Source organism: Pseudomonas sp. Choline-02u-1, from assembly GCF_002836515.1.
Lineage (GTDB): Bacteria > Pseudomonadota > Gammaproteobacteria > Pseudomonadales > Pseudomonadaceae > Aquipseudomonas.
Genome location: NZ_PJBC01000010.1, coordinates 119,515 through 140,889 on the forward strand (window position 1 = coordinate 119,515; position 21,375 = coordinate 140,889).

Genomic DNA, 21,375 nt, shown 5'->3' on the forward strand with positions numbered 1-21,375 from the left:
ATGACCACCGCCGTACTGGATACCCTCGTCGCGGTGCGGCGAACCGCCATGGACCTGCTCGCACGCCGCGAGCATGGTCGCGTCGAATTGACACGTAAGTTACGTCAACGCGGCGCCGAGGCGGAGCTGATCGAGACAGCCCTCGACCGTCTGATGGAAGAGGGGCTGCTTTGCGAAGCTCGCTACCTTGAAAGCTTTGTTTCCTACCGAGCCCGTTCCGGCTATGGCCCATTGCGGATTCGTGAGGAACTCAGCCAGCGGGGCTTGCAGCGTACCGATATCGAAATCGCCCTGCGCGAAAGCGGTATCAATTGGCAGGCGCAGCTTCAGGAGACGTGGCAACGCAAGTTCTCCGGGCATTTACCGATTGATGCGAAAGAACGGGTCAGGCAAGGCAGGTTTCTGGCGTATCGGGGGTTCTCGATGGAGATGATCAACCGCTTGTTCAGCGGTCGAGGGATGGACGATTAAACCGCTTCAATAAAAACGGCCCGCTATTTTTTTAAAATAGCGGGCCGTTTTTTTTGCTTTCAGATCACGCTGGAAGGTTCGCGTGAGCGTTGTGCAGTGGGCGGTTTCGAATCGGCCCAGTTTTCCGGCAGATTGATAAAGTCCACCAACTCCCTCAGACGACCATGGGTACGGCCATTGAAGGCAAACGCCAGCCGTGCCAGATGGCTGAACTGTGGATCGTCGTGTTCTTCACCACTGTAGGCATGTTGATGGAACTGGTCGCTCAGGCACAGATCGGCAAATTCCTCCTGCATCTGCGCCAGTGCGTGTTCGCTGAGCTTGTGGTTCATGCGAAGCACAAATTGGCGCTTGAGCCAGCGGCTGGAGTGGAAGTTGCTGTAAAACTGATTGATCTCTTCCACCGCTTCTTCAACGCTGTAGACCAGTCGCATCAGCTTTAAATCGGTCGGCAGGATGTAGCGGTTTTCTTCCAGCTGATTGCGGATGAAGTCGAGCGCGCCCTGCCAGAAGGTACCGCCCGGAACATCCAGCAGCACCACCGGCACCAAAGGACTTTTGCCAGTCTGAATCAGCGTCAGCACTTCCAGCGCTTCATCAAGGGTGCCAAACCCGCCCGGGCACAGCACCAACGCGTCTGCCTCTTTGACGAAGAACAGTTTGCGGGTGAAGAAAAAGTGGAAGGGCAAGAGATTGTCGGTGCCGTCGACGGTGGGGTTGGCATGTTGTTCGAAGGGCAGGGTAATGTTGAAACCGAGACTGTGATCACGCCCGGCTCCTTCGTGGGCGGCGGCCATGATGCCGCCGCCGGCGCCGGTGATGACCATCATCTCTGCACGCGTCAGGGCTGCGCCGAGTTCGCGGGCCATCGCGTACAGCGGATGTTCCACTGGCGTACGCGCTGAGCCAAACACGGTGACTTTGCGCCGCCCCCTGAATTGCTCAAGCACACGGAACGCCTGCTCCAGTTCACGCAGGGCTTGCAAGGTGATCTTGGCGTTCCAGCGGTTGTGGTCTTCCTGGGCCATGCGCAGCACGGTCAGGATCATGTCGCGGTAGATGGGAAGATTTGGGCTATTGGGGGAAACATGGTCGAGCTGGGCTTCGACCTGAGTGATGAGGTCGCCGCTTTCCTGAAAATGACGGCTCAAGAGGTCATTCGGTTGATAAGGCATTCAACGTCTCCTTCTGTACAGAGCGGGTAGCCCTGACAAACAGCGTCAGGGCCGCACTGCAAAAAAACACGGGCCGGCAGCTCCATTTTCTGCCGTTAACGAATGGTCGGGAATATTCTCAATCTAGACCCTCGCACGCATTCGCGCTGACTTGAACAGTGCGTTGTAACGTTTTGCCTGGCAACTGCTCACCAATCTGCGCCAAAGCCTCGCCGCTCGTCTGAACGTGTCGCGTAGGGCCATCAGTCTGATTTACTCAAATACAGATGTCGCAAGACAACCTTGCATTGGCGCAAGGCAAAGGCAACTCAAGGATTCGTGGTGGCAAGGAGGCGGGATGCATGGCCAGAGTGGTTCTGGAAATCGATACGCAGCTGTATCGAATGTTGCAAGAGTCGGCCAAGGCTCATCAATTGAGCCTTGAGCAAGAGTGCTGCCGACGATTGGCGGGCGGCGAGCGTCGCTCGCGCTATTTGCAGGCTCTGGTCGCCGAATTGCGCGCCGAGGATGAGCAGCGGCGCGCTAACGCTTCGCGCTGATTACTTCTTCTTCGCTGGCGCGGCTTTCGGGCAATCGGATTCCTGATAGCTGGCCGAGCCGATGGCCTTGTTGGTTTTCACTTCGGTGAAGTCGTAACGCATGATCGCGCCCTTGGCCATCAGCTTGCGATACGACGGGTTGTTGCAGACCGACGCACCCAACTGGAAATACACAGCCTTGGGATCGGCGCGCATCTTGTCGGCGTGGCTCTTTTGCACGCTCAGATGGTTGATCAGTTGCGTGCCTTCGACGGTGTAGCCTTGATCAAGAATGTCTTCATTGATCGCCCGTGGCGTGCCGACGCTGCTTTGGGAGGCGACGTTGCGCAGCTCTCTGTTCAGATTCTGCTCACTCAGGGACGCAGCCTGAGCGGTAAAGGACGACGCCAGCAGAATGGCAGCGGTGGGAACGATAAGGCGCAGCATGAAACTCTCCTGATTCAGTGACTGGTGGTTCGACCCGTCACGGGGCGGTGCGTTCAGTGGCGGCGAATTATAGGGGAGCCGGTCTGGACGGTACAGGCTTGTGGCCGTCGCTCTGGTAAACTGCCGGCCTTTATTGCCCTGCCGAGTGTCATTCGTGTCGAGTTTCCCTGTCTGCCGGTGTTGCCTGCGATGAACCATGCCCCTAACGCCGTGGCCCGCCTGCGTGATCAGCGCGAGGACGAGGGCATCAAGCCGATTCAGGCGCGCGGCTTTCGCTCCGAGCGTTGCCGCGATTGCCGGGTCATTATCAGCCATTGCCTGTGCGCGTGGCGGCCGAGCGTCGACACCCGCTCCGGCGTGTGCCTGATCATGACTGGCAAGGAAGTGTTCAAGCCAAGCAACACCGGTTGGCTGATTGCCGACGTGGTGCGCGACAACCATGCGTTTATCTGGTCGCGCACAGAGCCCGACCCGCAGATGCTTGCACTGCTCAACGATCCGCAATGGCAGCCGTACCTGGTGTTTCCCGGTGAATACGTCGAGCCGTCTCGGGTGACCAACACCGTCTCTGTCGATAGCAGCAAGCGCCCGCTGTTCATTTTGCTCGATGCGACCTGGACCGAGGCGCGCAAGATTTTCCGCAAAAGTCCATATTTCGAATGTTTGCCGATCCTCAGCCTGTTGCCCGACAAACTCTCGCGGTATCGCCTGCGCCGGTCGACCCGCAGCGAGCACCTGTGCACCGCAGAAGTCGCGGCGTTGTGCCTCGAACTGGCCGGTGACAGCGCTGCCGCTTCGGCGCTGGATGCTTATTTTGATGTGTTCAGCCAGCATTACCTCGGTGCCAAGCAGCAACTGGACATGAACGAATCGACTCCGGCGCACACCGAGTTGTTGCCCTATATACGAAAGCCGCAGCCGGAGTTGGCGCAATAGTGGCCCATACTGTACGAGCCAGCGGCCGCGCTGCTTGACCACCCCGGCTTCGCTGGGCATGCTGGGCGCCGATTAGGGTGCGGCCAAGGTTTGAAACGCCGTGTTTGCTGTTGATTGGCGTTGAACGTGCCCCTGTGGATATCGCTTCAAAAAGCGACATCTTGAGTTGCTTTGGCCAGACCGGAATGCACCGCGTCTGCCATCAAAAAACAGGATCATTTGAAAAATGGCCACATACGACATCCTGATTGCCGATGATCACCCCCTGTTTCGCAGCGCCCTGCACCAAGCGGTGACCCTGGGCCTTGGCCCGGATGTACGCCTGGTGGAAGTGGCGAGCATCGCGGAACTGGAAACCCGCCTCACTGAAAAGGCTGACTGGGACCTGGTCCTGCTGGACCTGAACATGCCCGGCGCTTACGGCTTTTCCGGCTTGGTGCTGCTGCGCGGACAGTACCCGCAGATTCCGGTGGTGATGGTCTCGGCGCAGGAAGAAGCGTCGGTAATGGTCAAATCCCGCGAGTTCGGTGCCAGTGGTTTTATTCCCAAGTCCAGCGACCTCAGCGTGATTCAGCAGGCCGTGCGCAAAGTGCTCGATGGCGATGTGTTCTGGCCGCCGCAAGCCTTCGAAGCGGTCGCCGTTTCCGATGAAGCCAAAGCCGCCAGCGACGGGCTCGCCAGCCTGACCCCACAACAGTTCCGCGTGCTGACCATGGTCTGCGAAGGCCTGCTGAACAAGCAGATTGCCTATGAGTTGAGCGTGTCGGAAGCGACCATCAAAGCCCACGTCACCGCTATTTTTCGTAAATTGAACGTGCGCACTCGCACGCAAGCGGCTTTACTGCTGCAACAACTTGAGTCAATTCCGAGCCAGTGAACGCTGGCGGTTTCACGCTTTTTTGACTTTCGTTGATCTAGCTTCCCCACTCCTTTTTGGCTGGTCTCTTTCTTATGTCACCTTTCAAGGGCCAGACCGGCCTGAAACGCATCCTCAACGCGTCCGGCTATTCGCTCGATGGCCTGCGCGCAGCCTTCACCGGCGAAGCGGCGTTCCGCCAATTGGTGCTGCTCAACGTGGTGCTGGTTCCACTGACATTCTTCCTCAATGTCAGCCGTGTCGAGCAGGCAGTGTTGATCGCAGTCTGCTTGCTGGCGCTGATTGTCGAACTGCTCAACTCCGCAGTGGAAGCGGCCATTGACCGCATCTCGCTGGAATTGCACCCGCTGTCGAAGAACGCCAAGGACATGGGCAGCGCTGCGCAGTTTGTGGCGTTGAGCATGATTGCGCTGGTGTGGGCGGTGATTCTGCTTTAAGCGATGGTCGGCAAGACGATCTCGTCGCTGCGCTGCACCCCGGCGGTGAAGGCGCGACAGAGATCGAGAAACTCGCGCATGGCCGAGGTCTGATATTTCTGTTTATGCCAGATGAAGTAGAACTGCCGCGCCAAGTCCAGATCTGGCGTCTCCACCGGCACCAGGCTGCCACGCCGGAAGGCATCGCGCAGCGCCAGCCGCGAAATGCAGCCAATCCCCAAGCCTGATTCCACTGCGCGTTTGATCGCTTCGGTGTGCTCAAGCTCCAGACGAATGTTCAGCGCGCTGCGATGGTGGCGCATGGCTTGATCGAAGGTCAGGCGGGTTCCAGAGCCTTGTTCGCGCAGAATCCACGCCTCGTGGGTCAGCTCCTCCATCGTCGCGCTGCCGCGTTTGGCCAACGGATGCTGCGGCGCGCAGAACACCACCAGCTCATCCTCGACCCAACTCTGCACTTCGATGTCAGGGTGGCTGCAATCGCCTTCAATCAGACCCAGATCAATTTCGTAGTGCGCCACTTGTTGCACGATATTGGCAGTGTTCTGCACATGAAGTTTGACCTGGCTTTCCGGATGCAACTGCATGAAGCTGCCGATCAGCAGGGTGGCCAGATAGTTGCCAATGGTCAGCGTCGCCCCCACTGATAGAGAGCCGAAACCGGATTTGCCGTTGAGCAGGTCTTCGATTTCCTTGGCCTGATCGAGCAGGGCCACCGCTTGCGGCAACAGTTGTTTGCCGAGGGCGTTGAGGCTCAGGCGTTTGCCGGCGCGATCAAACAGCTGGCAGCTGCACTGGCGCTCGAGTTCGGTGATCGAAGTACTGGCGGCCGACTGCGAGAGGTTGAGCAGACCCGCAGCACGGGATACGCTTTCCTGCTGGGCGACGGCGACGAAAACTTGCAGTTGACGGAGAGTAAATCGCATATCGATATAACCGATAACCCTTATCTTAATAATCCAGTTAACAGATATTGTCGTCGCTATTAGAATGCGATGCAATTGCGCACGTTAAGCCTCAATGAGCCGCGCAGACCAATCTCCAGGAGTCAAACGTACATGAGCAACATGAACCACGAGCGTGTCCTCAGTGTTCATCACTGGAACGACACTCTGTTCAGCTTCAAGTGCACCCGCGATCCGGGCCTGCGCTTCGAGAACGGTCAGTTCGTGATGATCGGCCTGCAACAACCCAACGGCCGCCCGCTTATGCGCGCTTACTCGATCGCCAGCCCGAACTGGGAAGAGCATCTGGAATTCTTCAGCATCAAGGTGCAGGACGGCCCGCTGACCTCCCAGTTGCAGCACCTGAAGGAAGGCGACGAGATCATCATCTCGAAAAAGCCTACCGGCACCCTCGTCCTTGATGACTTGAACCCGGGCAAGCACTTGTACCTGCTGAGCACCGGTACCGGCCTGGCGCCATTCATGAGCGTGATTCAGGACCCGGAAACCTACGAGCGCTTTGAAAAAGTGATCCTGGTTCACGGCGTGCGCTACGTCAACGAAGTCGCCTATCGCGAATTCATCACCGAGCACCTGCCGCAGAACGAGTTCTTCGGCGAAGCGCTGCGTGACAAGCTGATCTACTACCCGACCGTGACCCGCGAGCCGTTCGAGAATCAGGGCCGTCTCACCGATCTGATGCGCAGCGGCAAGTTGTTCAGCGACATCGGCCTGCCACCGATCAACCCGCAGGACGACCGCGCGATGATCTGCGGCAGCCCGAGCATGCTCGATGAGACCAGCGAAGTGCTCGACAGCTTCGGCCTGAAGATCTCGGCGCGGATGCGCGAGCCGGGTGATTACCTGATCGAGCGTGCGTTCGTCGAGAAGTAAGCGCCACAGAGAGCCCCCATTGCCTTGCAGGCAATGGGGGGGTTTTTATGCCCGACACATTTCCCCATGCTTACGACAATCTCCTGTAGGAGCTGCCGAAGGCTGCGATCTTTTGATCTTGATCTTAAAAAGCAAGATCAACAGCTCGCAGCCTTCGGCAGCTCCTACATCGACCGTGAGCATCAATCCCCGGCCGGGATGACTTCCAGCACGCGGATCTGCTCGGGCGTCGGATAATGCCAGCGCACGTCCAGATCCCAGAACTGCGCGCCGTATTCACGTTCCGGTGCCGGCGTCTGGTAGGCCGGGCGCGGATCCTGCGCCAGACACTGCTCGATCAGCTCAACCAACGGCTCATCGAGCCGCTGAGCGTGGGTGTGCGCTTGTTTCAAGGCCGACTCTGCCCACTGCACGTCGATCAATTGCGGCGCGGCGTTGGCGATGTCATTGGTCGCCCCAGGGATGATGTCGGCATACGGAACATAGGGTTTGATATCCACCACAGGCGTGCCGTCGAGCAGATCGATCCCGGAGATAAACAGCCGATTACCTTCGACCCTGTCCAGCTTGACCACCGATTGCCCGATGCCGTTCGGCCGGTGCGTGGCGCGGGTGGCGAACACGCCCATTGATTTGTTGCCGCCCAGCCGAGGCGGGCGCACCTTCAAGCGCGGTTTTTCTTCGAGCGCCTGATGAAACAGGAACAACAGCCAGACGTGGCTGACCTGCTCCAGCCCCTGCACGGCGTCACCCTGATCAAACGGCGCGACCAGTTCCAGCACGCCACGGGCGGCCGAGGCCAGTTGTGGCTGGCGGGGGATGGCGAACTTCTCCTTGAAACAGGAGCGCACGAAGCCGATGGGGGAGACGCTGTAAGTCATGGTCTGGAATCGAATCGGGGTAGGGCGGGCATGATAACCCGGCTCGCTTCAAGTCTGGTGGTGACAGGGCTGGCCTCTTCGCGAGCCTGCTCGCACATGCCGCACCGCCCACCTACAGACTGAACCCACCATCCAGCGGAATGATATTCCCGGTCATGTAAGCCCCAGCGGTACTCGCCAGACTGATCGCCAGCGCTGCCATCTCTTCCTCGCGCCCCCAGCGTTTCATCGGGATCAGTGCGGTGTCCTCGGCCAGCGCCTGCTCATCGTTACCAATGTGTTGCGTCATCTTGCTCGGAAAGCGCCCCGGTGCAATCACGTTGACGTTGATGTGCTGGCTCACCAGTTCCCGCGCGAGAATCCGCGACAACTGATGCAACGCCGCTTTGCTCGGCCCATAGGCATACGCCTGCTCGCCAAACGAAGAAATGCCCGCCACCGAACCGATATTGATGATCCGCGCCGGATTCGCCGCCGAGCCAGCCTTGCGCAGCAGCGGCAGGAACTGCTGAATGCAGCTGAACACCGAGGTCACGTTGAGCTGCATGACCTTTTCCCAGCCTTTGACCGGATAGCTCTCCAGCGGCGCACCCCACGTGGTGCCGGCGTTGTTCACCAGAATATCCAGATGAGTGATCTGCTCACCCAGGCGCGCAGCCAATTCCCGCACACCGTCCTCGGTGGCCAGATTCGCCGCCACGCCGTGACAAGTGCCCAGCGTGCCAAGTTCTACAGCGGTTTGATGGCAGGCTTCAACGTCGCGCGAGCACACATAAACATGGGCGCCGGCCTCGACGAACGCCTTGGCGATCATTTTGCCGATACCACGGGTGCCGCCGGTCACCAGAGCGGTGCGGCCTTGCAGGGAAAAGTAGGGATGCATGGCGAGTCCTGAAGATTAGGGGTCAGTACACCCTAGTCGTCAGCCGCGAAAAGCGGAGCCATTATTTTTGCAGGGAATAAGCGGTCATGCGCAGCGGCGGCGACCATCAGTGGCCGCCGCACAAGGGCATCAGGCAGGGCGGACGCGCAGGGTCAGGCCCTTGAGGAAGTTACGCAGCAACTGGTCGCCACACGGGCGATAGTTGGTGTGTCCGACCTTGCGGAACAGCGCGCTCAGCTCAGGCTTGGACACCGGAAACTCGGCAGCCTTGAGGATTGCGTGCATGTCGTCTTCTTTCAGTTCGAAGGCCACGCGCAGCTTTTTCAGAATGATGTTGTTGGTTACCGGCACTTCGATTGGCTGCGGCGGACGGCTTTCATCCTTGCCGCGTTTGAAGATCACCAGGCCATCGAGGAAGTGTGCGATGACTTCGTCCGGGCAGCGCACGAAACCTTCTTCGTCCTCTTCCTTTTTGTCGAGCCAGGTCACCACGTCAGCGAGCGCTACGTCCATGCCGCCGAGTTTGATGATCTCGACGACTTTCTTGTCGCTGATGTCGAGCATGTAGCGCACGCTGCGCAGTACGTCGTTATGAACCATGTCGGTATTCCTGATGCGTGGTGGGCAGCGCTCGCAAACGCTGCCGAAATGTATGGCGGCAGTGCAAGTGTCAGAACTTCTCTTTGCCGGACAGGTAGCGCCATTGGCCGACCGGGACCTTGCCGATCGACACCCCGCCGATGCGGATGCGGCGAATGCCGATGACCTTCAGGCCGACCGCTTCGCAGAACTGCGCGATGATTCCCGGCTGCGGGTTTTTCATGGCGAAGCGCAGACGGTTTTCGTTCTGCCAGCTGGCTTTGACCGGCGGCAGCTCTTTGCCCTTGTAAGTCAGGCCGTGCTGCAAACGATTGAGGCCGTGGGCAGCCATCTCACCTTCGACTTCAACGATGTATTCCTGCTCGATCTTCGCCGCGTCGGCGGTGAGCTTGCGCAGGATCTTCCAGTCCTGGGTGAACACCAGCAGCCCACTGGCCTTGGGCTGCAGGTCAGCGCTGGCAGTCAGGCGCAGGAAGTGCCCGCGCAAAGGGCGCTTGCTGAAACGGTGCTCTTGGCTGAGGGTTTCGGCGCTGAGCGACTGCATGGCGCTGTCGACATCCATGCCGGCGGGCGCGTTGAGCAGGATGGTCACCGGCTCAGGTGCGGTGGCCTTGGCGTCCTTGTCGAGCTCTACCTTCTGCTCGCCGACCTTGAATTGCGGCTCATCAATGACTTCGCCGTCCACGGTGACCCAGCCGCCCTCGATGAACAGCTCGGCCTCCCGGCGGGAGCAACCGACCAGTTCAATGAGGCGTTTGGAGAGGCGAATCGGGTCAGTCATGACGGGGCCGTAACAAAAAAGGGGTGGGCATTGTACCTGTGTGGAAGCGGTTAAGCCCGGTTCCATTTGCAGGCGCTGTATTCAATGCGGGAGCGGGCTTGCCCGCGAAGGCGTCCTGTCAGTCATTATTTGCAGTGACTGATGCACCGCTTTCGCGAGCAAGCCCGCTCCCACAGTTTGTTTTGTGCTGTGTCAGCCGTTGCTTGAGCGTTGCAGGGACTGCCGCAACCGCATGTGCAACAACGGATACGGCTGGCCCATGCCATCGACCTCGGAGCGGCCGATCACTTCGAATCCCTGTTTCTCATAAAACCCCAGTGCCTGCGGATTCTGTTCGTTGACGTCGAGTTCGTCGGCGTTCAGCCGTTCGATCGAATATCGGAGCAACTGCTTGCCGAGGCCTTGACCGCGATGGCAGGGGTCAATAAACAGCATTTCAATCTTTCCCGCCGCCACCCCGGCAAACCCGGTAATGCGCTGCTGGGCATCTTTGGTACAGATCAGCATCACCGCGTCGAGATAACGGGTGAGCACCAGATTGCGCAGCAGCTCGATGTAGCTGTCCGGCAGGAATTGATGAGTAGCACGAACCGAGGCCTCCCAGACCTGGGTCAGTTCTTCGTAATCACTGATTTTCGGTGTGTGGATGACCGAATGCTGACGCATGTGCGTGTGCCTCTTGTGCAATTGAAGGGAGTCCGTCCCCCGCTAAACGATAGCCGCAAAAAAGCCCCGCATCCTGAAAAAGAGCGAGGCTTTGGAATTCTGCATTGTCCCTTGTGTGAGCGGGCTTGCTCGCGAATGCGTCACATCAGCCGACATCTTCACTGACTGACTCACCGCTTTCGCGAGCAAGCCCGCTCCCACAGGTTTTGCGTGGTGCTTAGATCTGCTCAGCCCACAAATCGTATTCGTCGGCGTCAGTCACCTTGCACCAGACCTTGTCGCCCGGCTTCAGGTTGCTGCCATTGTCGATGAACACGTTACCGTCAATCTCCGGCGCATCGAAGAAGCAGCGGCCAACCGCGCCTTGCTCATCGACTTCATCCACCAGCACCTCGATCTCACGACCAATGCGCATTTGCAGGCGTGCCGAGCTGATCGCCTGCTGGTGCGCCATGAAGCGCTCCCAACGATCCTGTTTGACGTCGTCCGGTACTACTTCCAGATCCAGATCATTGGCCGGTGCGCCTTCAACCGGCGAGTACTGGAAGCAGCCGACGCGGTCGAGCTGGGCTTCGGTCAGCCAGTTCAGCAGGTACTGGAAGTCTTCTTCGGTTTCGCCCGGGAAGCCGACGATGAAGGTCGAACGGATGATCAGGTCCGGGCAGATTTCGCGCCAGTTCTTGATGCGCGCCAGGGTCTTGTCTTCAAACGCCGGGCGTTTCATCGACTTCAGCACTTTGGGGCTGGCGTGCTGGAACGGGATGTCCAGGTACGGCAGGATCTTGCCGGCGGCCATCAGCGGGATCAGCTCGTCAACGTGCGGGTACGGATAAACGTAATGCAGACGGACCCAGACGCCGAGGGTGCTCAGCGCTTCGCACAGCTCGGTCATGCGGGTTTTCACCGGCGCGCCGTTCCAGAAGCCGGTGCGGTATTTCACGTCAACGCCGTACGCGCTGGTGTCCTGCGAGATCACCAGCAGCTCTTTGACGCCGGACTTGACCAGGCGCTGGGCTTCGTCGAGCACATCGCCAACCGGACGGCTGACCAGTTTGCCGCGCATCGACGGGATGATGCAGAACGAGCAGCTGTGGTTGCAGCCTTCGGAAATCTTCAGATAGGCGTAGTGACGCGGGGTCAGTTTGATGCCTTGCGGCGGCACCAGGTCGATCAGCGGGTTGTGATCCTGACGCGGCGGCACCACTTCGTGCACGGCGTTGACCACTTGCTCGTACTGCTGCGGGCCGGTCACGGCCAGCACGCTCGGGTGCACATCGCGGATGTTGCCTTCTTCCACGCCCATGCAGCCAGTGACGATGACCTTGCCGTTTTCCTTGATCGCTTCACCGATCACTTCCAGCGACTCAGCCTTGGCCGAATCGATGAAACCGCAGGTGTTGACCACCACGACGTCGGCGTCCTGATAGGTGGACACCACGTCATAGCCTTCCATGCGCAGCTGGGTCAGGATGCGCTCGGAGTCGACCAGTGCTTTCGGGCAACCCAGAGATACGAAGCCAACCTTTGGATTGGCCGGCGCAGGAGTGGTGGACATGTCTAACCTCGGTGTTTTGTGACGTCGCTGGCCACGCGCGGCAGCGGACGGATGGGCGCTTTACGTCCTGTCTCGTGAATCCGCTGTTTTTTGACGAGTGACTGTTGTCGTCAGGCAAGGCGCCGCGCCGAGTCATAGCGCGCTATGGCGAGAAGCGGCAACGCAGCATGGCGACAACAGGCACCGTAAAAAAGCAGCAGTGATTCGCGAGACAGGACGTTTCGTGCGCCTCTGATCAAAAAGTGCGCAATTCTAGCGGCGGGCAACGCACTTGACCAGCTTTATACGGGGAAATACGACGAGTGCTGCGCTATGCTTCGCGCCGTTGAGCTTTACCGATTTTGTGCAGTCAATCATTCGTCTGTAACAACAGGTAAAACAGCGCATGCTGCACCACAAAGCATAGTGCTTCATTCGAAGAAGCCGGTATTGAGATCAGGAGTGTTGGATGGGTCAGGCAAGTAGTCATGCGGCGGGCGCCGAAGGTTCGGCGAGCAGACCGCTGAGCATGCTGGTCGCGGCGGTCGGGGTGGTTTACGGCGACATCGGCACGAGCCCGTTGTACACACTCAAAGAAGTGTTTTCCGGCGGATACGGCGTGCCGGTCAATCACGACGGTGTGCTCGGCATTCTGTCGTTGATCTTCTGGTCGCTGATCTGGGTGGTCTCGATCAAGTACATGATGTTCGTCCTGCGCGCGGACAACCAGGGCGAAGGCGGGATTATGGCCCTCACAGCGCTGGCACGACGAGCGGCGGGGCATCGACGCAAGTTGCGCTCGTTGCTGGTGGTCTGCGGCCTGATCGGCGCGGCGCTGTTTTACGGCGACAGCATGATCACCCCGGCGATCTCGGTATTGTCGGCGATTGAAGGTCTGGGTCTGGCGTTTGAAGGCATCGATCACTGGGTGGTGCCGCTGTCTTTGGTGGTGCTGGTCGCGCTGTTTCTGATCCAGCGCCACGGGACCGCGCGGATCGGCATCCTCTTCGGGCCGATCATGGTCACCTGGTTTCTCGTCCTTGGCGCCCTCGGTGTGTATGGCATCAGCCACACGCCGGAAGTGCTGCACGCACTGAACCCGATGTGGGCGGTGAATTTTTTTGTCGTGCACCCGGGCATGGGCGTCGCGATCCTCGGCGCGGTAGTGCTGGCGCTCACTGGCGCGGAAGCGCTGTACGCCGACATGGGCCACTTCGGCCGCAAGCCGATCGCCCGCGCCTGGTTCCTGCTGGTGCTGCCGGCGCTGGTGCTGAACTATTTCGGCCAGGGCGCCTTGCTGCTGGATAACCCTGACGCCGCGCGCAACCCGTTCTATTTGCTGGCGCCGAGCTGGGCGCTGATTCCGCTGGTCGGCCTGTCGACCCTGGCCACGGTGATCGCCTCGCAAGCGGTGATTTCCGGCGCGTTCTCTCTGACCCGTCAGGCGATCCAGCTCGGCTACATCCCGCGCATGTACATTCAGCACACCTCCAGCGACGAGCAGGGCCAGATCTACATCGGCGCGGTGAACTGGGCGCTGATGGTCGGCGTGGTGCTGTTGGTGCTGGGCTTCGAATCCTCCGGTGCACTGGCCTCGGCCTATGGCGTCGCAGTGACCGGCACCATGTTGATGACGACCATTCTGGTGTCGGCGGTCATGCTGCTGCTGTGGAAGTGGCCACCGATCCTCGCGGTGCCGGTGCTGCTCGGCTTCCTGCTGGTGGATGGCTTGTACTTCGCCGCCAACGTGCCGAAGATCGTCCAGGGCGGCGCCTTCCCGGTGATCGCCGGTATCGCCCTGTTCGTGCTGATGACCACCTGGAAGCGCGGTAAACAACTGCTGGTCGAACGCCTCGACGAAGGCGCATTGCCGCTGCCGATCTTCATCAGCAGCATCCGCGTACAACCGCCGCATCGCGTACAGGGCACCGCCGTGTTCCTCACCGCTCGTTCCGACGCCGTGCCGCATGCGTTGTTGCACAACCTGCTGCATAACCAGGTGCTGCATGAGCAGGTGGTGTTGCTGACGGTGGTCTACGAAGACATCCCGCGTGTGCCGCCATCGCGGCGCTTCGAGGTCGAAGCCCATGGTGAAGGTTTTTTCCGGGTGATCCTGCACTTCGGCTTCACCGACGAGCCGGACGTGCCGCAGGCGCTGAAACTTTGTCATCTGGATGATCTGGACTTCAGCCCGATGCGCACCACCTACTTCCTCAGCCGGGAAACGGTGATTGCTTCGAAACTTGAGGGCATGGCGCGTTGGCGTGAGGCGCTGTTCGCGTTCATGTTGAAGAATGCCAATGGCAATTTGCGGTTCTTCAATCTGCCGTTGAACCGGGTGATCGAGTTGGGGACGCAGGTGGAGATGTAGCTTTCACCTCAAATGAAAAGCCCTCGTCAGCCTTGTGGCTGGCGGGGGCTTTTTTGTGGGCGCTATCAGATCTTTTGCTCTTCAAATCTCTACAAGCTTTCAGGCATCTCCGCTTCAGATTCAGTCTTCGTCCGCGCGGGTCGCGGCATCAGCGCCTGAATCACATCATCAATCAAGGCTTTGCCCATCAACGTCAGGTAATGCGCGGCCCAGGCATGGCGGTCGGTGTCTCTATTGAATGCAGCGTCTTCTGCGAATGATTTGGCGAGGGATAGCAGGTCGGAGGATTGGGACAATGCATCGATTATGTGGATGCCGGAGCGAACGTTGAAATACGCTTGATCCGAGTTGTAGAGGAAGGGGGTGAAGCCGATGGTTTTAAGATCAGATTGATTGCTCATGTTCAATTCCCTTGATTTCGAGAGCTGCCGCATCCGATACCAAGCGAATGGGTGGCAGCTGTGCGCAGGTTGGTAAACCGGGGAATCAAGGAAACCGGCACGCTCGAAAGCGTCCCACACACAGCTGCCATAACACTGGACAACAGGCGGAAATACGCCTGAATCGTATTAGGTGCGCTGTTGCGCCTTATTCCACCGGGTTACCAAGCCCGATCGCTGAATGGGTCAGCGACGTTCAGAGAGTATCCCGTGGAAAAACAGCACAATAGGGCGGAAAAGTGCCCAAACACGCGATTCGGAGTTTGCCTACAAGGTCTGTGGGCGTCATCTGATATTGCGAGACTGGAAGTAAACGAAAGTAAACGTCTGGCACTTTTTTTTCTGTGGAAGCGAGCCTCCTCGCGAAGACGCAGTGTCAGTCGCCGAATCTGTAAACTGACCCACCGCATTCGCGAGCAGGCTCGCTCCCACAAGTAGATTTTGATCGCGGACACTGGAATTTAAAAAGCCCCCGTCACTGCGAAGTTGCGGGGGCTTTTTGTGGGCGTGGCTCAGATCACTCTTCAGCCACCGAGTCCTTGCTCTGGCGCTTCTGAATCAGCTCCACCAAGCGCTTGGCCAGCGCCGGGTAGTTCTCGTCGAAGTGATGGCCGCCGGGCAGTTTTACCGGCTCACCCACCGCAGTCTTGTCCGTGCAACCACTCTCGTCGGTTTCCTCTTCGCCATAGATGCACACAACCTTGGCCGCTGGCAGCTTGGCCATTTCCGGGCCGGTGGCGGCTTCTTTGCCGGCGTTACCGAGCCAGCCTTCGACTTCGATTTCGAAGCTGCCGGTGCGGGCAAACGCGAGCAGGATGATCGCGTCGACGCGCTGCTGTTCGTTCTCTGGCAGGCGGTTGTAGATCGCCGGGAGCACGTCAGCGCCGAACGAGTAGCCCGTAAGAATGAAGCGCTTGGTGCCCCATTTCTGCCGGTAGTGCTGCATCAGTTCGGTGAGGTCGAGTGCGCTTTGTTCCGGGCTCTTGTGCTGCCAGTAGTAGCGCAGGGTGTCGATGCCGACCACCGGGTAGCCGATTTTGGCCATTTCCCCGGCCACGTCGCGGTCGAGGTCGCGCCAGCCGCCGTCGCCGGAGAGGAACAGCGTCACGGTGTCGTTGGCCTGACCGGCCGGCACTTCAACCACCGGGATCGCCAGACCGCCGTTGGCCTTGTCGCCACCGACGAGGATTTTGCGCAGTTCGTTGTTCAGCACTTGCGGCAGGTTGATGTCGTAGTCGCTGATGCTGGTTTCGGCGTTGGGTTGATCGCGCACGAAACCTGCGCTGGCGTCGTCCGGGTTGTCGTTCCACGCCACCAGCCAGTGGCCGTGGGCGGCGGATTTCGGCAGCAGGTGGGTGCAGCCGGGTTTTTCCAGGGCCAGATCGACGGAGATGGCCTGGGCCTTGTCGTCTTTCTGTTCCGCCAGCCAGCGCCATGCCAGCACAGCGCCTGGGCCGATGCCGCTGACCAGAGTGGCCGGGCCGTTCAGTTCACGCAGGCCCGATTGCAGGGCGCGGCTTTGCAGCAGGCAGTCCTTGGGCAGAATCACCTGAACAATCTGCGCCGAGGCGCTGCGGCTGAGGGTGGTCAGCTGCTTCTCGGTGAGCTTCTGTTCGTCGGTGACGGCTACCAGCACCTGGGCTTTCGGCTTGCTGCCCGAGATCACGCGGGTCATGGCCGCGCCATCGGCGGGTTTGAGCTGTTCGACGGTCGGTTCCGGTGCCGGGCGTTTGAGGTACCAGAAACCGCCGCCGGCAATCACGGCCAGCACCAGCAGGGCGGCCAGGATGTACTTCAGGGAGCGTTGAATCATCAGCGTTTCACCAATCCAGTCAAGCCGCCCGCGATCAGGGCAGCAGTATCGGCCAGCGCCACGAGCGGATCGAGTCCGGCGGGCACGGCCATATAACGGGGTTCCCAGTCAGGCTGGAACTTGTCTTTGAAGCGGCGCAAGCCTTGGAAGTTGTACAACTGCTCACCACGGCGGAACACCATCGAGCCCAGCCGCTGGGTCAGCGGTGCGCCGCGCCGGGGTTGCAACCCCGACAACGGCACCATGCCCAGGCTGAAGCGCGCGTATCCGTGACTCTTATAATGTTGAATCAGGCCGACCATCATGAATTCCATGGTCAGCTTCGGCGCTTCCGGGTGCGCGCGCATCAGGTCGAGACTGGCCAGATCGTGGCTGTAGGTCTCGAGCAGATTGGCGAACGCCACCGGGCGGCCTTCGAAGCGAATTACTGCAATGCGGAAATGCTTGAGGTAATCGTCGCTGAAGCGGCCGAGGGAGAAGCCTTTCTCGCGCACGTTCTTGCCGGTCAGCCAGGCATCGGAAATGACCTTCAGCCCCTCCATCGGCGCCTGACCCGGCTCATGGATTTCCAGCGACAGACCGTCGCGGGTGCCACGGTTCCAGGTGTAGCGCAGATCCTTCATCTCCTTGCCCTTCGCTTCCAGGTCGAAGCGCTGCAGATCGACCCGGGCTTCTTCGCCGAGCTTGATCGCAGTCAGGCCGATGTCCATGTAGTACGGCAGGTTCTCCGCGCGTACTTGATAGAAAACCGGGCGAGTGTGGTGGATGTCGCAGAGGTCGCGGAACTGCCAGATCATTTCCGCACGTTGCTGGCTCGGCCCGATCGGGTCATACAGCGCCACCAGACTGCGGCCACGGCGGGCGTACATCAGGAACGCCTCGTCGTTGGGGTGAAACAGCAACGCCTTGTCACCGGTCAGTGCGAGGCCACCATCGGGTTGCGATGACGCCATGAGAATTTTTGCCGCGCGGTCGAGTTCGTCCGGCGTCGGCAAATGAATCACCGGGCGCGCGGTACGCAGCAGCCACGTCAGCGAGATCACCAGCAGCAACACCGCAGCGCCGAGCAGCGAGCGCAGGCCACGCGGAGCGTCAGCGTCGAGGGTGAACTGCCACCATAGTTGATGGCTGTAGGGCACGTCCTGATAGGCGAACAGCAATAGCCAGGCTGAAGCACCCAGCACGCAAAGGCTGGCAACCAGATACAGCGGCGAAAACGGTAGCTCGGTCAACCGGCTCGGGCGATAGAAGGAGCGGCGGAACACGCCGAGCAGCGCGGCCGTCAGCGTCATCAGCGTGGCTTCTTCCCAGTCGAAGCCTTTGAGCAGCGAGAGCAGGGCACCAACCAGCAAGAGAATAGTGGTCAGCATCCACGCCGCCGACAGGCGCCGGCGCAGGCCTTGGGCCAGCAACAGGCAGAGCACGCCAATCAGGCTGGCGCCGAAGTGCGAGGCGTCGACCAGACGATGCGGGATCAGAAAGCCGATGTGCTCCAGGCGCGTATCGATCTCTGGGGTGGCGCCGGAAAACAGCAGCACCACGCCAGACAGGAATACCAGCACCGCCAGAATCGGCGCCGCCAGACCGGATGCAGCGCGCATAGTCTGCGTTTGAAACAGGCGCTGGCCTTCGTTGATCAGCAGCAATACGCAAGCGACCAGCAGCGGCAGCACCACGTAAATCAGGCGATACAGCAGCAGGGCCGCGGCCAATGGCGCGGCGCCGAGCTTGTCGGCGAACGCAGCGAGCAGAATCGCTTCGAACACGCCAACGCCGCCCGGCACATGACTGAGCACACCCGCCGCCAAGGCCAACAGATACACCAGCAGGAACGGCGCAAACGGCGGCGCTTCCGGCAGCAACAAATAAAGAACGGTGGCGGCAGCCGCGACGTCGAGAGCAGTGATCACCAGTTGCAGGAAGGTCAGGCGCCGACCCGGCAGGCGCAATGTGCGGCGACCGGCGCGAACCAGCAAATTGTCGGGGTAGGGTTGTTCCGGCAGACGGCGGCGATAGATGCCGATCACCAGCACAGCGCCGAGGATGAGTACGGCAGCGGCGACCGAGCCGAGCAGGACTTCGGACAGTCCCAGCGCTTGCGAGGCGGCAGGCAGGTTGCTCAGGGTGGCCAGCGCGGCCAGCGGCGGCAAGGCGCAGCCCAGCGACAGGCTGGCGAACAGGGTCATGTGCGCGACCTCCGACGCACTGACGCCCAATCGCGCATATAAACGATAACGTACCGAGCCGCCGGACAGCAGTGACAGGCCAATCGCATTGCCGATCGCAAACGCGGTGAAGCCGCCGAGGGCGAGCGTGCGCGGCGCCAGTGTCACGCCGGCGTAGCGGCTGGCCGACCATTCATAGCCGAGCAAAATGATGAAACCGACCACGGTCGCGCCGATGGCGCCAAGCAGGGCCGGTTTGGGCACGTCGAGAATCGAGTCATGCAACGCGTCGAGATCAAGCTCGGCGAGCAGATGGCGGCAAGCAATCAGGGCAATGGCAAACAGCAGCAACGTCACCGCCAGACCGATCGGCTGACGGTATTTGCTTAACCGATCCAGCCAGCGCAGGCGCTCGGGTTTGATCGGTTGTTCTGCTGTAACGGAGTCTTGTGGATCAGACGAGTTGGCGCGCATCAATCACCTCTTGGATTGTGCGCGACAGGATGGAGGTATCCAGCCAAGTTACCAATCCCTGTAGAAAAAAATAATCACAAAATATTACGCCTCTCACCGGGTGTGGGCGAGGGCAGTCGTGGATTACAGGCGTCGTGTTCGCGACTCAAGCACAGTCGCAACTCGGCGGTACTGAGATCCTGGACGGTTCACTGCACGATGACAGGTCATTGTTGCGAAAGGACTTTTTCCACAGATACAAAAAAGGCCACTCTTTCGAGTAGCCTTTTCTGATGTTTGGTTGCGGGAGCCGGATTTGAACCGACGACCTTCGGGTTATGAGCCCGACGAGCTACCAGACTGCTCCATCCCGCGTCTGTGTGGCGGCATTCTACAGGCGAACGGCGAGCTGTCAACCGCTAATCCTGCAATGGGCCAAATAAGTGCGAAATCGCGGCAAACGGTCGCAGGCGTGCGTTAAGTTTCGCAAATGCAAAGAAATCCTGCGCTTGCTTCACCTGGTCTGCCCGTTGTCGGTACAAGACAGACGCGCACAAAAAAGGCCACTCTTTCGAGTAGCCTTTTTTGATGTTTGGTTGCGGGAGCCGGATTTGAACCGACGACCTTCGGGTTATGAGCCCGACGAGCTACCAGACTGCTCCATCCCGCGTCTGTGTGGCGGCATTCTACAGAGGTTCACGAGTGTGTCAACCTTCGAAATGAATAAATCTGTTGAGGTTCAAGCGCTTAGCGTTTTTCCAGCCCGGTTGATCGACGCACAAGGCAGGCGGCGCAAGGCTCTCAGCTCTATTGGCCGCTGATCCTTGATTGAAAAAATATATTCAGCGTAGATGTTCCTGCGGTCGGAAAAGAACATTCAACCACTGGTGCTATATACAGGTGCCAATGAGATACTGCCGCTCCGGCTTGCCACGTTTCTTTTTCCGACATGACTCAGCGAAAAATCATCCACATCGACTGTGACTGTTTCTATGCCGCCATCGAGATGCGCGATGACCCGCGTCTGGCCGGCAAGCCGTTGGCGGTCGGAGGCTCGGCAGATCGGCGCGGGGTGATCGCGACCTGCAACTACGAAGCGCGCGCTTATGGCGTGCGCTCGGCGATGGCTTCGGGGCACGCCTTGAAATTGTGCCCGGATCTGACCATCGTCAAGCCGCGTTTGGATGCGTACCGCGAGGCGTCCAGGGAAATCCATACGATCTTTGCCGATTACACCGATCTGATCGAGCCGCTGTCGCTCGACGAGGCTTACCTGGATGTGTCCGACAGCGCGCATTTCGGCGGTAGCGCCACGCGTATTGCCCAAGACATCCGCCGTCGCGTCTCCAATCAACTGCACATCACCGTCTCGGCTGGCGTTGCGCCAAACAAGTTTCTGGCGAAGATCGCCAGTGACTGGAAAAAACCCAACGGCTTGTTTGTGATCACCCCGGATCAGGTCGAGGATTTCGTCAGCGGTTTGCCCGTGAGCAAGCTGCACGGCGTCGGCAAGGTCACTGCCGAAAAACTCGGCAAGCTCGGCATCGTTGACTGCCAGCACCTGCGCGAGTGGGGCAGGTTGGCGCTGGTGCGCGAATTTGGCAGTTTCGGCGAACGCTTGTGGAATCTCGCCCGTGGAATCGACGACCGACCGGTGCACAACGACAGTCGGCGCCAGTCGATCAGCGTGGAAAACACCTACGACGTAGACCTGCCGGATTTGCGCAGCTGCCTCGACAAGTTGCCTGAGCTGCTCGACACCCTGAAAACCCGCATGGCGCGGATCGACAGCAGTTATCGCCCGGGCAAGCCTTTCGTCAAAGTCAAATTTCATGATTTCACCCAGACCACACTGGAGCAGGCCGGGGCGGGGCGCGATCTGGGCAGTTATCAGTTGATGCTGACGCAGGCGTTCAATCGTGGCGGCAAACCGGTGCGGTTGTTGGGAGTTGGGGTCAGACTGGAGGATTTACGCGGCGGGTTTGAGCAGATGGAGTTGTTTGAGCGGTAGTGCAGTGGCAACGCTGGTGACGTCTTCGCGAGCAAGCCCGCTCCCACATTCGGTAGGGTTCCGTCAGAAGGAACGCAATCG

The 21,375-nt window shown here is 59.6% G+C and carries 20 protein-coding genes and 2 tRNA genes; 8 read left to right on the forward strand and 14 right to left on the reverse strand.

The genetic code is table 11. The features are described from left to right. Complete coding sequence (gene recX, locus CXF97_RS08695; RefSeq protein ID WP_101157954.1) at nt 1-471, forward strand: recombination regulator RecX; 471 nt, start codon at nt 1-3, stop codon at nt 469-471. Nucleotides 472-530: 59 nt separating this feature from the next. On the opposite strand, the gene CXF97_RS08700 is transcribed toward recX, so the two are convergent. Beyond that, on the reverse strand, nt 531-1,646 hold the full coding sequence (locus CXF97_RS08700; RefSeq protein ID WP_101157956.1) for a TIGR00730 family Rossman fold protein: 1,116 nt from the start codon (nt 1,644-1,646) through the stop codon (nt 531-533). A gap of 341 nt (nt 1,647-1,987) precedes the next feature. Here CXF97_RS08700 and CXF97_RS08705 point away from each other — a divergent pair, with 341 nt between their 5' ends. Continuing rightward, a complete protein-coding gene (locus tag CXF97_RS08705; RefSeq protein WP_101157958.1) occupies nt 1,988-2,185 on the forward strand; it encodes a hypothetical protein in 198 nt (65 codons plus the stop codon). On the opposite strand, the gene CXF97_RS08710 is transcribed toward CXF97_RS08705, so the two are convergent. Further along, nucleotides 2,186-2,611 (reverse strand): PA3611 family quorum-sensing-regulated virulence factor, encoded by a 426-nt coding sequence (locus CXF97_RS08710; RefSeq protein WP_101157959.1) that lies wholly within the window; start codon nt 2,609-2,611, stop codon nt 2,186-2,188. Between the two features lie 189 nt (nt 2,612-2,800). On the opposite strand from CXF97_RS08710, the gene CXF97_RS08715 reads away from it, so the two are divergent. From CXF97_RS08715 to CXF97_RS08725, 3 genes are all read left to right on the forward strand, one after another. Continuing rightward, nucleotides 2,801-3,547, forward strand: a complete 747-nt coding sequence (locus CXF97_RS08715; RefSeq protein ID WP_101157961.1) for a tRNA-uridine aminocarboxypropyltransferase — start codon at nt 2,801-2,803, stop codon at nt 3,545-3,547. Nucleotides 3,548-3,773: 226 nt separating this feature from the next. After that, nucleotides 3,774-4,424: a response regulator transcription factor ErdR gene (gene erdR / locus CXF97_RS08720; protein ID WP_064393119.1), complete on the forward strand. Its 651-nt coding sequence runs from the start codon at nt 3,774-3,776 to the stop codon at nt 4,422-4,424. Between the two features lie 74 nt (nt 4,425-4,498). After that, nucleotides 4,499-4,861, forward strand: a complete 363-nt coding sequence (locus CXF97_RS08725) for a diacylglycerol kinase (RefSeq protein WP_090282071.1) — start codon at nt 4,499-4,501, stop codon at nt 4,859-4,861. Here the strand turns inward: CXF97_RS08725 and CXF97_RS08730 are convergent. After that, nucleotides 4,858-5,784: a LysR family transcriptional regulator gene (locus CXF97_RS08730; protein WP_101157963.1), complete on the reverse strand. Its 927-nt coding sequence runs from the start codon at nt 5,782-5,784 to the stop codon at nt 4,858-4,860. The two genes, CXF97_RS08725 and CXF97_RS08730, sit on opposite strands and share 4 nt — an antisense overlap. 132 nt (nt 5,785-5,916) lie before the next feature. Here CXF97_RS08730 and fpr point away from each other — a divergent pair, with 132 nt between their 5' ends. After that, complete coding sequence (fpr, locus tag CXF97_RS08735) at nt 5,917-6,696, forward strand: ferredoxin-NADP reductase (protein WP_007908723.1); 780 nt, start codon at nt 5,917-5,919, stop codon at nt 6,694-6,696. 182 nt (nt 6,697-6,878) lie between these two features. On the opposite strand, the gene tsaA is transcribed toward fpr, so the two are convergent. The 6 genes from tsaA to rimO form a co-directional block, all read right to left on the reverse strand. Next, nucleotides 6,879-7,577, reverse strand: a complete 699-nt coding sequence (gene tsaA / locus CXF97_RS08745) for a tRNA (N6-threonylcarbamoyladenosine(37)-N6)-methyltransferase TrmO (protein ID WP_101157965.1) — start codon at nt 7,575-7,577, stop codon at nt 6,879-6,881. A gap of 112 nt (nt 7,578-7,689) precedes the next feature. Then, nucleotides 7,690-8,460, reverse strand: a complete 771-nt coding sequence (locus tag CXF97_RS08750; RefSeq protein ID WP_101157967.1) for an SDR family oxidoreductase — start codon at nt 8,458-8,460, stop codon at nt 7,690-7,692. Between the two features lie 129 nt (nt 8,461-8,589). Next, entirely contained in the window at nt 8,590-9,060 is a 471-nt protein-coding gene (locus tag CXF97_RS08755) for a DUF1456 family protein (RefSeq protein WP_101157969.1), read from the reverse strand. Nucleotides 9,061-9,130: 70 nt separating this feature from the next. Further along, the gene (locus CXF97_RS08760) at nt 9,131-9,841 is read right to left on the reverse strand and encodes an rRNA pseudouridine synthase (RefSeq protein ID WP_101157971.1); all 711 of its coding nucleotides are present in this window, start codon (nt 9,839-9,841) and stop codon (nt 9,131-9,133) included. 192 nt (nt 9,842-10,033) lie between these two features. Next, the gene (locus tag CXF97_RS08765; protein WP_101157973.1) at nt 10,034-10,507 is read right to left on the reverse strand and encodes a GNAT family N-acetyltransferase; all 474 of its coding nucleotides are present in this window, start codon (nt 10,505-10,507) and stop codon (nt 10,034-10,036) included. A 217-nt stretch (nt 10,508-10,724) separates the two neighbouring features. After that, entirely contained in the window at nt 10,725-12,062 is a 1,338-nt protein-coding gene (gene rimO, locus CXF97_RS08770; RefSeq protein ID WP_025110809.1) for a 30S ribosomal protein S12 methylthiotransferase RimO, read from the reverse strand. A gap of 508 nt (nt 12,063-12,570) precedes the next feature. On the opposite strand from rimO, the gene CXF97_RS08775 reads away from it, so the two are divergent. After that, nucleotides 12,571-14,412: a potassium transporter Kup gene (locus CXF97_RS08775; RefSeq protein WP_371918375.1), complete on the forward strand. Its 1,842-nt coding sequence runs from the start codon at nt 12,571-12,573 to the stop codon at nt 14,410-14,412. A gap of 89 nt (nt 14,413-14,501) precedes the next feature. Here CXF97_RS08775 and CXF97_RS08780 read toward each other — a convergent pair whose 3' ends face one another. From CXF97_RS08780 to CXF97_RS08805, 5 genes are all read right to left on the reverse strand, one after another. Next, a complete protein-coding gene (locus CXF97_RS08780; RefSeq protein ID WP_101157977.1) occupies nt 14,502-14,813 on the reverse strand; it encodes a DUF3077 domain-containing protein in 312 nt (103 codons plus the stop codon). Between the two features lie 556 nt (nt 14,814-15,369). Beyond that, nucleotides 15,370-16,665: a virulence factor family protein gene (locus CXF97_RS08790; RefSeq protein WP_101157981.1), complete on the reverse strand. Its 1,296-nt coding sequence runs from the start codon at nt 16,663-16,665 to the stop codon at nt 15,370-15,372. Then, complete coding sequence (gene mprF, locus CXF97_RS08795) at nt 16,665-19,304, reverse strand: bifunctional lysylphosphatidylglycerol flippase/synthetase MprF (protein WP_101157983.1); 2,640 nt, start codon at nt 19,302-19,304, stop codon at nt 16,665-16,667. The genes CXF97_RS08790 and mprF overlap by 1 nt, the downstream gene beginning before the upstream one ends. A gap of 277 nt (nt 19,305-19,581) precedes the next feature. Then, nucleotides 19,582-19,658, reverse strand: a tRNA-Met gene (locus tag CXF97_RS08800). Between the two features lie 218 nt (nt 19,659-19,876). After that, a tRNA-Met gene (locus CXF97_RS08805) sits at nt 19,877-19,953 on the reverse strand. Between the two features lie 279 nt (nt 19,954-20,232). On the opposite strand from CXF97_RS08805, the gene dinB reads away from it, so the two are divergent. Further along, nucleotides 20,233-21,294 carry a DNA polymerase IV gene (gene dinB, locus CXF97_RS08810; RefSeq protein ID WP_101157985.1) on the forward strand — a complete coding sequence of 354 codons (1,062 nt, stop codon included), beginning with the start codon at nt 20,233-20,235 and terminating at the stop codon, nt 21,292-21,294. Nucleotides 21,295-21,375 lie beyond the last annotated feature (81 nt).